Below are 11944 nucleotides of genomic sequence, written 5' to 3' on the forward strand. Positions count from 1 at the left end.
TCTCGTCCAATAAAAATGGGCGATGGCCAAACAAGTCCTCTTCATTCAGGGTGCGGGTGAAGGTGTCCACGACCACTGGGATAACCAGCTCGTGGCGAGCCTTGAGCGCGAACTCGGCGAAAACTATGCTGTCCGCTATCCGAGGATGCCCGGCGAAGGTGATCCCAGCTACATAGTCTGGAAGGCTGCACTGGCGAGCGAACTCGACTTGCTGGAGGATCAGGCAATTCTAGTGGGTCACTCGTTCGGCGGCACCATTTTGATCCATGCGCTTGCCGAACAGCAGAAGCCGAGGTTTGGCGGTCTGTTTGTCCTCGCGGCACCGTTCTTCGGAGAAGGCGGATGGTCAAGCAGTGGCATGGGCGACTGCCGCGAGGTCCCAGGGCGCATTTCGGCCGGCACTCCCCTCTATCTCTATCATGGCGCTGAAGACCCGGAGGTGCCTGCTGCCCATGTTCATCTCTATGCGAAAGCGTTTCCACGTGCTGTGGTTCGAATGCTCGAACACGGGGATCACCAGTTCAACAATGATTTGAGCGACGTCGCGGAAGACATTCGTTTGCTCTCCTAAGCTTAGGCATCGCTCTCGCCGCCTCCGAGCAAGAGCAAGAAGTCGCCGCGGTATTTTCACTCAGTTCGCGCGTCTTGTCGAAACGCCCTTCCGTTCCTATTTCTTTTGCTGATGCGCCCTTCGTCTATCGGTTAGGACAACAGATTCTCATTCTGTAAAGAGGGGTTCGATTCCCCTAGGGCGTACCACTCGCACCACTCCCTTTGATATCATTTGGTTTTTTTGGTTGCGCTTCAAAATGCGCCTCAACCGGCCTACGCCCGGCTGCGAAATCAATCGAAACCAAGCCCCAAATAGGGTGCTTGGTGGATCAGTCCCTTTGCTCACCCAACGAACATTTGGTTCGCAAATTTACCGTTGCGTACTTCTGGTCCGAATACACAGTGCTATCGTCGCATAGTCGGAATTTGTGCGTAGGTGCCGCCATGGACGAAGGACAAGTTGAATGGCTATCGACCGTCGTAAGTGCTTCCATGACCGAGGGGCGGGTTGACTGGCTGACGGCTGTCATCGTCGGCGGCGTGGCGGGATGGATGGCCAACAAATTCATGCACGCCCATGCCCACCTAGCGACCGATATCGTCGCGGGGGTCGTTGGGGCCGTTATCCTCAATGCAATCGCAGAGCGAGTGGGCTATCACTACGGCGGATGGGTCGCTTTTTTCGTGCTCGGCTTTTTCGGCGCGTGTCTGCTGTTGCTGCCCATACGGTTGGTCCGAGTTCGCATGCGACCACCGCGGGCTCCCGACGACTGGTGAGCGACGGTGGTCAAAAAGACCGACCACTAACGCGAGCATCAGCCCAGCGCTGATATGACACGCTTTTCCTCTTAGACCTAGTTCCTGCTGGGTGGCGCGAACCAGAGCGCACGGTAACCTTCTGCCAAGCGGTTAGCATTGGAAGTCGGCTCGGTGTGGTCAGAAGCCGCTGATCAGCTCCACCTTCGAACCGTCGCTGAAGCGTGAAATCCGAAATGCCTTCGGGTCGACGACGGGTGACCGGCCGGTGACGATATCCGCCATCAAGCGCCCTGCCGCCGGTCCGATACCAAAACCATGCCCGGAAAATCCGGTCGCGACATGAAAGCCGGGAATGGCGTCAACGGCCGAGATGACGGGCACGGCATCGGGCGTAACATCGATATAGCCACCCCAGCGCTGCGCGATTTCCGCCTTCTCGAACAGCGGAAACGCCCTTTTCAGGCCGCCCAGCGCATCCTGCGTCAATTTCTTCGAGGGCACAGGATCGAGAACCCGGTGATACTCAAACGGGCTTGCGTCATCCATCGACCAATGCCGCGGAATGCGCAACTCGTTGAAGAAACGACCGGCCAGGCGGAAGGAGAGCGATTTCCATTCAGCCCGCAATGCCGGCAGGAAGCTTGCGGCATAACGGAACGAGTCCGGCACGATATCGACGATGTTGTCGTGTCCGCAAGCGATGGTATAGCCGCCGTCTTGCCGCTTGCGGATGGCGAAATCCTTCGCCCAGATTGCTTGCTCCGGCCCGCCTTCCAACGGTCTGGTGCGCATCACGCTGTTCAATACCTTGAGCTGTGGCAGGTCGATGCCGAAGCGCCCGGCAAACAGGCTGGACCAAGCCCCGCCAGCCAGAACGACGGCCGTGCAGGCGATTGCGCCACGTTCAGTCACCACGCCGCTGACGGCTCCCGCTGAAGTCTCGATGCCGCGCACTGCGCATTCCGTCAGGATCGTCGCCCCTTTGTCACGCGCGGCTTCAGCGATCGCCGGTGCTGCTTTCTGTGGCTCAGCTCGCCCGTCGGCCGGCGTATAGAGCGCTCCCGCCATGTCGAGCCTTGACCCGGGAACCATTTCGCCGAATTCGCGTGCGGTCAGCATGCGGGATTCGATCTGATAGCCGTCCAGATTTGTCCGCCAGCGCTCGTGGTCGGCCAGTTCCTTTTCATTGCCGCAGGTGAAGATGATGCCGGCTCGCTTGAAACCCACGTCGCGACCGGTGCGCTTGTCGAGGCCATCCCATATCCTCAGCGCCTCGGCCATCAGCGGCACCTCGCGCGGGTCGCGCATCGAGATGCGCACCCAGCCCCAGTTCCGGCTCGACTGTTCCTTGCCGATTCCGCCCTTCTCGCAGAGCGTCACACGCAAGCCACGTTCCGCGAGCTCCAGCGCCGCGGAGCAACCGACGATGCCGCCGCCGATGACGACAACGTCACACTCTTTCGGGAGCTCCTCGTCACCGTGGACGGGAACGACATACGGACCGGGCATGAGGAATTGTCTCCTGGCAGGGACTCAAGATCGTTTGGCTAAGCTAGCCCTACAATCCCATCCCGCATTTCGGAACCCTGCCCGTGCCTTGTCTTGCATTCTTTCAGGATTGCTTGAAGGCAAACACGTCGACCGGCTCGCCCAATCCCCGAAGCGGGAAGGAGCCGAGGCTTTCCATGCCTTCCTTGCACGCGGCCATTTCGACGAAGGCCCGGGAGAAAAGCACCGGACGCTTGATTTCCTTCGTCAGGCTTTCCAGGCGCGAGGCGACGTTGACGGCCGGTCCGATCACCGTGAAGTCGAGCCGCCGACGCGAGCCGATATTGCCATACATGACGTCGCCGACGTGGACGCCGACGCCGTAGCGCAGCACCTCGCGCCCGTCGCGCGCATTGCGCTCGTTGAGATCGGTGACAGCACGCTCCGCCTCCTTGATCGCCATCAGGAGGTTCCGGCAGGCCTCGGGGTCGCGCAGCGGAAAGATCGCCAGCATGCCGTCACCCATGAACTTGAGGATTTCACCACCGTGCTTTTCGATCGGTTCCGACATCGCGTCGAAATAGCCGTTCAGAAGGTCGATCACGTCATCACGCGGCCACTGATCCGAAATGGTCGTAAAGTCGCGCAGGTCGCAGATCATGATCGCAGCACCGACCGTCGCACCGCTGCCGCGGGTCGTGGCGCCGGCTAGAATTTCGGCGCTGGCGTGTGGCCCGACGTAGGTTTCCAGCAAAGTGCGCGCAAGAATGTTCTTGGTGCGAATTTCGCTCACAAGCGTCAATGCCGGAAGAACGTCTTTGAGGAAGGCGATATGCTCTTCTGCAAAGCCACCGGGACGGTCACTGGAAAAGGTCGCGATATGGCGTTTGCCAAGCGTGTGTTCCATTGGCCAGGCGACATATTCGGTGAGCCCTTCACGTATCAGTTCGTCGTAGAACTGATGGTGACCGTCGCCGTCGCGCATCGTCTCAAGATTTTTGCAAACCTCGATTGCGCCGCTGAAGATCTCGTTCACCGGGCTGTTTTGAAACTGCGGCGTTTTCTCGACGCCATAGGCGAACGTGTCGATCTTGGCTTCGGCCAGGCCGGTGCGCCAGAGGATGCGCGCACCCAGCCATTGCGGATGAAGCGTTCGGAAATGCAACGATGCGCGTGCCACAGGCACGCCCTCGTCGCGGAGCCGCTGGCACATCTGCACAAATATGTTGTCGATGAACCTCTCGCCGCGCGTCTCGTTGACCAGCCAATCGATAATCTTGCGTCGACGCGTGGGCCACACGCCCTCGCTCTGCTCCATGAGGTCCAAAGGTACGTCCGAAAGGGATTGCATAACTACGCTCCACAAAACACGGTCGTCTCCCGATTGCGGAAGACCCTATCCATCCACCAGCTAGATGGTACACGGCGCGTCGAATTGAAATAGCCGGGACCGACCAAGGATGAGTTACGCTGTTTCTTAGCCGAGCAAACGCCGTGTCTCTGCGATGGTCGTGGCGCTCGGCGCCAATGGCCTGTATTCGAGTCCAATCGCGCCGCCGTAACCGTGTTGGACGAGCCAATCGACGCGGTACTTGAGGTCGATACTCCCGCTGCCCGGCTCGTTCCTTCCCGGATGATCGGCGATATGGACATGGAAAACCCGGTCGATGTTGTCCGCTATGACCTCTGCCGTATCCTCCCCCATCACTGCTGAATGATAGACATCGTAGACGATGCCGATCTCTGGCCGCCCCGTCGCCCTCACGATCTGGATGCCTTCGATCGTTGAGTGCAGGAAATAGCCAACGTGGTCGATCAACGTGTTGAGCGGCTCGAGTCCAAGGCGGACACCAGTACCCTCGAGGAGCTCGCCGGCAGCTGTCAGCGTCTCAACGAGCGCCGCCTTCTGCTCTTCACGGGACTTGCCAGGGAGATCATTGCCTGCCTGGGCAATCAACGTATGCGCACCGAGGCGTCGGGCCGTCTCAACAGAACTTTTCAGCCCCTTCAGAAAGTCTTCTTTGTTGTTTCTGTCAGTTAAGGCGATCATCGGTTCGGCCACGAAGCTGGTAAGTTCCATGCCCGTTTCGGTCAGCGCCCATTCGATGCTGCCGATATCCTTTTCCGTCCATTTCCAGAATTCGACGGCCTCGACACCATGCTTGTGCGCAAGCCGGATCCTGTCCGCGAAGTTCTCGGCTTCGACTGCGAACAGCCATTCGATGCAAGCAGAAAGTCTCATAGCGGCCTCACTGAATCGGGAACTGGGTCGACCATAGTCGAGCGGCAGCAACAGGCATATGGCAAAAACCTCCCATGCTCCGTTTCCGTCTTGACGTCATATTCAGCCTTGCTAACGTGCGGATGCGTATTAATCTCCCAACTCCGCCCGTCATTTGATGACGGGCGTATCTTTTTCCGACGCGATTGAGAAAGCATTCAGTGGCGACCGAGGGACGATGACTGCGGTGGGCGTATCGTTTAGCAAGGCGGGCGTGGTAACTTTGGTGGCCTGCCTTCTGCTGGCGCTTCCTGAAGTCGCCTTTTCCCAGCCGCCCGCGGCCACCTCCCATCGAGTCTGCGTTTATTCCCTCGACGTCCCGAACTCCGGTGAGCGCCTTTGCATCACCCGCGAAACATATGGCCGCGATCTCTGTGTCGCGATTGATCACTTCGCTCAGGAGAACCGTCTGCCGCCGGAGTATTTTGCTCGGCTGATCTGGCGGGAGAGCCGTTTCCAGGCGGGCGCGATCAGTCCGAAGGGGGCACAGGGCATCGCCCAGTTCATGCCCGGAACCGCCAGATTGCGAGGATTGCGCGATAGTTTCGATGTCCTCGAATCCCTTAAGGAATCAGCACGATATCTCGACGATTTACGAACACGCTTTGGCAATCTGGGCCTGGCTGCCGCTGCCTATAATGCCGGTGAACAAGGGCTCGCCGACTATCTCGATACCGGTCTGCTGCCCTTCGAGACACGCAGTTACGTCCTTGCCATAACCGCAAGCACCGTCGAGCAGTGGAAGAACGATCCTCCAGTCGATGCCGCGCAGTTTCTAAGTCCAAACAAACCCTTCATCGATGCCTGCATCGAGCTTGCCAGCAAGCGTCGTCTCACCGAAACCGCATCGGTTCAACAAGGCCCCTGGGCGCCCTGGGGCGCACAACTTGCTGCCCATAGCAACGACGCAGCGGCCCTTCGTCTGTTTTCGGCCGTAGCACGTCAGCTTCCGGCATCGCTCGCAGCCGAAGAGCCGGTCATCGTGCGTGTGCGCGACCGCAGCTTCGGCTTCAGGCCGCGCTACGCTGCTCGTATCGGCAGGCAGACCCGCGCCGAGGCCGACAAGGTCTGCGTGACAGTGCGTGCGGCCGGTGCGGCGTGCACGGTTTTCAGAAACTGAACCAGTATCTGCTTCCATCCAGGCAACCAGACGCCTTTTCTCTCGCGGCCATGAACATTAGAATGAGTTGCGCGTTTCCCTTACGGGAGGAAAGAGCTATGCACAGCACACCAAACAGACAGATCAGAAATCCGGGGCCGCGGGGCCGAAGCGTCATCAATCGCGGACGACGAAACGACGTTGATTCCGCAGAGGAGCGCAAGCTGCACAAGCTCTTCGGGCGCCATACCCCCGAATATGAGACACAGCCAAATCCGCTCGCCAAGCCACCGAAGCTTCGATAGCGGGGACGAAGCGTTGGCTCCAGGTCAGTCCGTCAGGAAGTCCGGCGCGGTTTCCTGATAGGTCAATTTGAGCGTTCCGTCAGGCTGGACGACATACTTTTCGAATACGCGATAGCCCCATTTTCCAAGGAACGTGTTCTTGACCACCGTTCCGGGCGGATAAGGCGAGTGAACCACGCGTCCATAGGTAATGCTTCCCTGAATGGGCTCAGGAGGAGGCGCACTCGTACAGCCGGCGAGCACCAACGCAACCAGCATTGCGGAATATCTCATGTTTCCCCCCACACCGAGCCCTAAAAATCTGGCCGCATCATGGATGCGACCAGCCGGCGAAATTCGCTTATCCCTGCGGCGTCAAAGTCATCGACGTTCCGGTCGCAGCAACGTTCAGGCCGAGCTGCCCAGTCACGCTCAACGTCTGCAACTGAACAGAGCCGCTCGTCCCGCCAACGAGGATGTTGGCGCCGACACCGGCGACAAGCGTCGCTTCAGCCGATGCACCCTGGTAAAGGCCGCCGAGTGAACCGCGATGGTATCCGGCGGTCGGGGCAAACACCGCCCAGACGATCCGGCCGCGTGTGGTAAACCCTACATCGACCCCCAACTTGCGGATCGCTCCTGCGTACCTGTCCTGCGTCTCCGCGCTCGAGACCGGGCTGAAAACGCAATCGACCGATTTCGCGGATCCGAGGACGTAACCGACGCCGCCGCCGACATCACAAGTCAGGATCCCGATCTTGACGCCGTCGCGCAGGTCAGCCTCGGGCGGCTGATAGGTGGTCACCAAATCGGCCGCGCTAACGCTCGAGACCAAGGCTTGCACCAGGGATGCGGCAGCAACAACGGTTGCGATCTTCTTCATCATTTTCTCCTTGTATTGGCTGAAGATAGATAGCGTATCGCCGTGGTTTACCAATACCGCTGATGCATGGCTGCCCTTCCGATCTTGCAGCCTAGACGACGCCGTATGAGAAGAACGGGCCTGCCGCGAACAGACCACCGAAACGGGTCGATCACGGCGATGCAAAAGGCATGGCCGTGATCGATAGGCTCAGAGCGTGAGGCGGTCCGAGCTAGTTCAGGTTTTGAAATTGAGCCATGTTCTGCTGGGTCACGAGCTGGAATGGGATCCAGACTTCACGATCCAGTTTCTCGCCCCTCGCCGCCTTGAGGGCCGCATCGATCGATCCCTTGCCCTGTCCCTTCGCGTCCTGGAACACGGTAACCTTGAGGTCGCCGGCCTTCATCGCCTGCAACGCCTCAGGCGTCGCATCGATTCCGGCGACGAGGACCTTGTCTGTCGAGGCACCAGAGTTCTTCAACGCGGCAATGGCACCGAGCGCCATTTCGTCGTTATTGGCGATCACGGCATCGAACTCCAGACCCGAGGTCAGCCAGTTCGACACAAGGTCAGCGCCGTTGACGCGGCTCCAGCTTCCGACCTGCTCCTGAACCACGTTCAGGCCGCTGCATTCGGGTGTCTTGATGACGTCATGCACATCCTGTGTCCGCTGGCGAGCCGCCTGGCTCGTCAGATCTCCAATCATGATAACGACATTTCCCTTGCCGCCGAGCATCCGACAGACTTCCTTCGTCTGCAACGTCCCGGATTCGAGCTCGTTCGAGCCGACAAACGCCTGCTGCTTGCCAAGAGTCGACAGATCGGTCGGCTGCACGTTCACGTAGATCAGCGGAATGCCGGCCTCTTCGGCAACCTTGCTGAGCGCGGGCGTGCCGTCGGAATCGACGGGATCGACAATTATCGCCGATACGCCGCTGGTCGCAAAATTGCGAACCTGATCGAGCTGCTTGTTGACGTCGGTCGTCGCATCTTCGATCTGCAACTCGACGCCGATCGATGTGGCGTAGGCCTCCATGCCATTGACGATCAGTGTCTGGAAGTTGTTCGACAACGTCCCCATTGAAACGCCTATGCGTTCGGCAGCTTGAGCTTGAGTTGCAAGCACCAGGGCAAGCGCGCTGGCGCTCAAGAATCTAAGCATGTTCTCCTCCCACAGATGAAGCGGCACCCGATGTCCGCATCAAGACGGTAGCTGCCCCCACTCCCCTCGTCCGCGAAAATAGTGATAAAAAAACCTCAACTTGACGACGTTTGCCGGCATCGAAGCAAACAAAAAGCCCGGCAAATAGCCGGGCTAAGCTTAGGAGGATCTTGATCTTTCAACTAGGCTGCTGCTGTTGCCGCGCCTTCTTCTCCTGGCGCCGGCGGGCCTGCTCCATGAACCGCTTGTCCATCCGCTCTTGCGCTTCAGTCGAGCCATCGTGGAAGGTTCCGAACCACTTGTCGAGCGGGATCACGCCGTCAGCGTAATTGCACTCGAAGTACTTGTGGTGGAGGTAGTGATCGTATGCATGGGTGTCGATCGCGCTGTCTTCGCCAAAGACGATCTTGTCGAAGCCGGCATGACCGGGGGCTGGCGCAAGCCCCGCATGCACGAGATGAAACATCGCATGCACCGGGTTCGACGGCACGATCCAGTGGATCAGCACGCCCGAGAAGTAGAGCAGATGCTCGACCGGATGCATCGCCAGGCCAGACCAAGGGCCAGGGTTGACGTTGTTGTGATGCAGCTTGTGGACCGCATGGTAGAGCGGCGGCCAGTGAATCAGGCGGTGCACGAGGTAGAAATGCAGATCCCGGAACGTCGGGATGAGTAGCATCACGATGCCGCAGTAGACCGGGTGTTCCGCGAACGAAACATAGGGAATGAGGCCGTTCGCAAATGCCCAGAGCGTGACGGCCTCGAAGGCCGTCCAGATCGGCACGGCGCTGGCAAACGTCCAGATGACGTTGTCGATGGTCTGGTTGCCAAAGAGAAACGCGTCATTGCCGACCGATGGCCATTTTGAGTTGTACTTGAAGCTCGTTCCCTGCCTGCGCTGCATATAGAGGCGCAGATGGAACATCCCGAAAAACACGAACACGAGCGCGGCATTGCGCGCTAGGAGATACGCGATCCAGCCGATGGAGAAGGTCTTCGTCGTTTCGAACGACGGCGTCGCGTACAGCCAGACCAACGTCCCGACAACGGCATAGAGGACGTTCCAGGGCATAAGGTAGCCCGGATAGCCGAAGACCCATTTCAGGAATCGGATCGGCTGAACCGGCCAGACAAAGACAGGTGGGTAGGAAAGCAGTTTGGCGGGCGCCCAATCGCCCCGCTTGTTGCGCTTTCCATAAAGTGTGTCGTCCATTGCCACTCCTCCGTATCGATTGGCCCCAAAATACCGGAGTGCCACCCAAGAGCCCACACATTGCTTGAGGTGTTTTCCTCATTTCGCAACTGTGCTCCAATAGGACCGCTGACCGATACTCTCGGCGGGAGGAGCCAAACATGTCGAAAGTGACTTTGAAGGATGTCGCCCGAGAGGCGAAGCTCGGATTGGCAACAGTCGAGCGGGTCATCAACGGCCGTGGCGGCGTCACCGAGAAGACCATCGAGAAGGTCATCCGCGCGGCCAAGAAGCTGGAATACGGCACACGCCAGTCGCATTTCAACCGCGGCGCAATCCGCATCGAGGTCATCCTCGTTCGCCCCGAAACAAGTTTCTTCGCACGCCTCAATCAGGCTTTCGAACGGATCGCCGCGTCGCTGGACAAGAACGTCATTTTGCATCGGACCTTCGTCAAGGAAAGTGACCCCGTCGGCATGGCCCGTCACGTCGCCAATCCGGCTTTCCGGCGTTCCGGACTGATCATATGCGCACCCGACGATGCCCGGGTCAGCGCCAGTCTCCGAAAGGCCAGTGCAGCCGGCGTGGAAGTGGTCCAGATCGTTGCCCGCTGCGACTCAGACATCCCGTTCGTCGGCATTGACGACTATGCCGCCGGTCGTTGCGCCGCCTACTACATGACCGGCATGCTTGGTGCCCGGAGCGGAAAGCTGGTCTCCCTCTGTCATAGCGGCGCCTACGCAAATCACCGCCAGCGCATCAAGGGTTTCTCCGACTACATCGCCGAAAAAGGCTCTCCGGAGCATTCCTTCTCGCTTGTCATGTTCGGCCATGATGACGATCTTCAATCGGCCGAGTTGCTGGGCGAAGCGCTTCGCCGCAACCCCGATATCATCGGCGTCTATTCGGCGGGCGGCGGCGACGAAGGCGTGGCGATCGTCCTGCAGCAATGGGCGAAGCATAAGGACGTCTATTGGGTCGGCCACGAACTTACGGACAAGAAGAAACGGCATCTGCAGTCCGGCCTCATGGACATATGCATCGACCAGACGCCCGAGGTTCAGGCGCGTCGCGCGGTCGACATGATCCTGCATAAGCTCGACATCATCAAAGCTGAGATCACCACCGATCCCGTGCGCTTCATGACCATTAACGCCCAGAACGTCTAGCTGTCGCGCATTGATCAAAACACCTCAGGGAATAGCCTCGCCAACGCCGCGATTTCGTGCTGTCTAGCCCTCAACTGAACCCGCGGAGGCGTCGATGCAATCCCTATCCGTTTTCCAGTCGCTCTGGGCGATGGAACGTCGCAGCGCCATTCAGCCGGAGCTCTCGCTTGAGGAGAGCATCGAACGGATCGCGGAGGTCGGATTCGATGGAGTCAGCGCCCATTGGTACGACCGCAGCTACGTCAGGCGCTTGGACGCGCTCCTAAAGCCTCACGGCCTGAAGGCCGAGGCCCAATGCTTCCCGAAGAGCGTGGACGATCTGAAGCCCGCACTGGAGAACGCTGCCGAATACGGGGTCGCACACCTCTGCCTGCAGCCTGACGTCCGGCTCCGCCGCATCGAGGACTGTCTTCCGCTGCTCGAAGGCTGGCAGCGGCTGAGTGAAGAGGCGAAGATTCCGGTTTATGTCGAGACCCACCGTGACCGGATGACGACCGACCTCTTCTTCACCCTCGATCTCCTGGACCGCCTCCCCAGTCTCCGGCTGCTCGGCGACCTGTCGCACTTTCTGGTCGGACGCGAATTCGCCTGGCCCGTGTCGGCGGAAAACCATGCCATGATCCATCGCATTCTCGACAGCTCGTGGTCCTTCCATGGGCGTGTCGCATCGCGCGAACAGGTGCAGATCGAAATCTCCTTCCCGCACCATCAGCCATGGCTCGATCTCTTCATGGACTGGTGGGAGTATGGTTTTCGAAGCTGGCGACGTCGGGCCGGACCAGATGATACACTCGCCTTCACCTGCGAACTCGGCCCAAAGCCCTACGCCATCACCGGCCGTGATGGCGAGGATATCACCGACCGGTGGGAGGAAGCGCTGCTGCTGAAAGACCGCGTAAAAGAACTCTGGGCGCGCACCGCCTGACAATCGATCGAAAGTAACAATCTGGGAGGAATCCGACATGGACGTTCGCGCCGCCGTTGCCGTACAGGCTGGCAAGCCTTTGGAAGTGATGACCGTGCAGCTGGAGGGACCGCGGGCCGGCGAAGTGCTGGTCGAGGTGAAGGCGACCGGCATCTGCCACACCGACGATTT

Annotated in this window: 12 protein-coding genes, 1 tRNA gene and 1 pseudogene; 7 read left to right on the forward strand and 7 right to left on the reverse strand. The window is 59.3% G+C overall.

All coding sequences use genetic code 11. From position 1 onward, the window contains the following. The first annotated feature begins 22 nt into the window (after window positions 1-22). From RGCCGE502_RS11845 to RGCCGE502_RS11855, 3 genes are all read left to right on the forward strand, one after another. Window positions 23-571: an alpha/beta fold hydrolase gene (locus RGCCGE502_RS11845; RefSeq protein WP_016554399.1), complete on the forward strand. Its 549-nt coding sequence runs from the start codon at window positions 23-25 to the stop codon at window positions 569-571. Window positions 572-684: 113 nt separating this feature from the next. Then, window positions 685-759: transfer RNA gene (locus RGCCGE502_RS11850), tRNA-Glu, on the forward strand. 237 nt (window positions 760-996) lie between these two features. Then, window positions 997-1329 carry a GlsB/YeaQ/YmgE family stress response membrane protein gene (locus RGCCGE502_RS11855; RefSeq protein ID WP_016554400.1) on the forward strand — a complete coding sequence of 111 codons (333 nt, stop codon included), beginning with the start codon at window positions 997-999 and terminating at the stop codon, window positions 1327-1329. A gap of 159 nt (window positions 1330-1488) precedes the next feature. On the opposite strand, the gene RGCCGE502_RS11860 is transcribed toward RGCCGE502_RS11855, so the two are convergent. From RGCCGE502_RS11860 to RGCCGE502_RS11870, 3 genes are all read right to left on the reverse strand, one after another. After that, a complete protein-coding gene (locus RGCCGE502_RS11860; RefSeq protein ID WP_016554401.1) occupies window positions 1489-2820 on the reverse strand; it encodes an NAD(P)/FAD-dependent oxidoreductase in 1332 nt (443 codons plus the stop codon). A gap of 103 nt (window positions 2821-2923) precedes the next feature. Then, window positions 2924-4150 (reverse strand): adenylate/guanylate cyclase domain-containing protein, encoded by a 1227-nt coding sequence (locus tag RGCCGE502_RS11865; RefSeq protein ID WP_016554402.1) that lies wholly within the window; start codon window positions 4148-4150, stop codon window positions 2924-2926. Window positions 4151-4276: 126 nt separating this feature from the next. Beyond that, window positions 4277-5041: a TIM barrel protein gene (locus tag RGCCGE502_RS11870; RefSeq protein WP_016554403.1), complete on the reverse strand. Its 765-nt coding sequence runs from the start codon at window positions 5039-5041 to the stop codon at window positions 4277-4279. A 217-nt stretch (window positions 5042-5258) separates the two neighbouring features. Between RGCCGE502_RS11870 and RGCCGE502_RS11875 the strand changes: the two genes are divergently transcribed. Further along, window positions 5259-6200, forward strand: a complete 942-nt coding sequence (locus tag RGCCGE502_RS11875; protein WP_019279897.1) for a lytic transglycosylase domain-containing protein — start codon at window positions 5259-5261, stop codon at window positions 6198-6200. Between the two features lie 308 nt (window positions 6201-6508). Here RGCCGE502_RS11875 and RGCCGE502_RS11885 read toward each other — a convergent pair whose 3' ends face one another. From RGCCGE502_RS11885 to RGCCGE502_RS11900, 4 genes are all read right to left on the reverse strand, one after another. Further along, window positions 6509-6742, reverse strand: a complete 234-nt coding sequence (locus tag RGCCGE502_RS11885) for a hypothetical protein (RefSeq protein WP_016554406.1) — start codon at window positions 6740-6742, stop codon at window positions 6509-6511. An 82-nt stretch (window positions 6743-6824) separates the two neighbouring features. Continuing rightward, window positions 6825-7346 carry a DUF992 domain-containing protein gene (locus RGCCGE502_RS11890; protein WP_019279898.1) on the reverse strand — a complete coding sequence of 174 codons (522 nt, stop codon included), beginning with the start codon at window positions 7344-7346 and terminating at the stop codon, window positions 6825-6827. Window positions 7347-7557: 211 nt separating this feature from the next. Further along, the gene (locus tag RGCCGE502_RS11895) at window positions 7558-8487 is read right to left on the reverse strand and encodes a sugar ABC transporter substrate-binding protein (protein ID WP_016554408.1); all 930 of its coding nucleotides are present in this window, start codon (window positions 8485-8487) and stop codon (window positions 7558-7560) included. A 178-nt stretch (window positions 8488-8665) separates the two neighbouring features. Beyond that, the gene (locus RGCCGE502_RS11900; protein ID WP_016554409.1) at window positions 8666-9700 is read right to left on the reverse strand and encodes a sterol desaturase family protein; all 1035 of its coding nucleotides are present in this window, start codon (window positions 9698-9700) and stop codon (window positions 8666-8668) included. A 140-nt stretch (window positions 9701-9840) separates the two neighbouring features. Here RGCCGE502_RS11900 and RGCCGE502_RS11905 point away from each other — a divergent pair, with 140 nt between their 5' ends. The 3 genes and pseudogenes from RGCCGE502_RS11905 to RGCCGE502_RS36555 form a co-directional block, all read left to right on the forward strand. Beyond that, window positions 9841-10848, forward strand: a complete 1008-nt coding sequence (locus RGCCGE502_RS11905) for a LacI family DNA-binding transcriptional regulator (protein ID WP_016554410.1) — start codon at window positions 9841-9843, stop codon at window positions 10846-10848. Window positions 10849-10942: 94 nt separating this feature from the next. Continuing rightward, the gene (locus RGCCGE502_RS11910) at window positions 10943-11773 is read left to right on the forward strand and encodes a sugar phosphate isomerase/epimerase family protein (RefSeq protein WP_016554411.1); all 831 of its coding nucleotides are present in this window, start codon (window positions 10943-10945) and stop codon (window positions 11771-11773) included. Between the two features lie 37 nt (window positions 11774-11810). Then, a pseudogene (locus RGCCGE502_RS36555) lies at window positions 11811-11944 on the forward strand (S-(hydroxymethyl)glutathione dehydrogenase); the annotation flags it as partial.

Source organism: Rhizobium grahamii CCGE 502 (assembly GCF_000298315.2).
GTDB lineage: Bacteria > Pseudomonadota > Alphaproteobacteria > Rhizobiales > Rhizobiaceae > Rhizobium > Rhizobium grahamii.

Coding starts and splice junctions, on each gene's coding strand:
- RGCCGE502_RS11905 (WP_016554410.1), top strand. CDS start 9,841: ATGTCGAAAGTGACTTTGAAGGATGTCGCCCGAGAGGCGAAGCTCGGA.
- RGCCGE502_RS11890 (WP_019279898.1), bottom strand. CDS start 7,346: ATGAAGAAGATCGCAACCGTTGTTGCTGCCGCATCCCTGGTGCAAGCC.
- RGCCGE502_RS11910 (WP_016554411.1), top strand. CDS start 10,943: ATGCAATCCCTATCCGTTTTCCAGTCGCTCTGGGCGATGGAACGTCGC.
- RGCCGE502_RS11900 (WP_016554409.1), bottom strand. CDS start 9,700: ATGGACGACACACTTTATGGAAAGCGCAACAAGCGGGGCGATTGGGCG.
- RGCCGE502_RS11895 (WP_016554408.1), bottom strand. CDS start 8,487: ATGCTTAGATTCTTGAGCGCCAGCGCGCTTGCCCTGGTGCTTGCAACT.
- RGCCGE502_RS11865 (WP_016554402.1), bottom strand. CDS start 4,150: ATGCAATCCCTTTCGGACGTACCTTTGGACCTCATGGAGCAGAGCGAG.
- RGCCGE502_RS11860 (WP_016554401.1), bottom strand. CDS start 2,820: ATGCCCGGTCCGTATGTCGTTCCCGTCCACGGTGACGAGGAGCTCCCG.
- RGCCGE502_RS11870 (WP_016554403.1), bottom strand. CDS start 5,041: ATGAGACTTTCTGCTTGCATCGAATGGCTGTTCGCAGTCGAAGCCGAG.
- RGCCGE502_RS11845 (WP_016554399.1), top strand. CDS start 23: ATGGCCAAACAAGTCCTCTTCATTCAGGGTGCGGGTGAAGGTGTCCAC.
- RGCCGE502_RS11855 (WP_016554400.1), top strand. CDS start 997: ATGGACGAAGGACAAGTTGAATGGCTATCGACCGTCGTAAGTGCTTCC.
- RGCCGE502_RS11875 (WP_019279897.1), top strand. CDS start 5,259: ATGACTGCGGTGGGCGTATCGTTTAGCAAGGCGGGCGTGGTAACTTTG.
- RGCCGE502_RS11885 (WP_016554406.1), bottom strand. CDS start 6,742: ATGCTGGTTGCGTTGGTGCTCGCCGGCTGTACGAGTGCGCCTCCTCCT.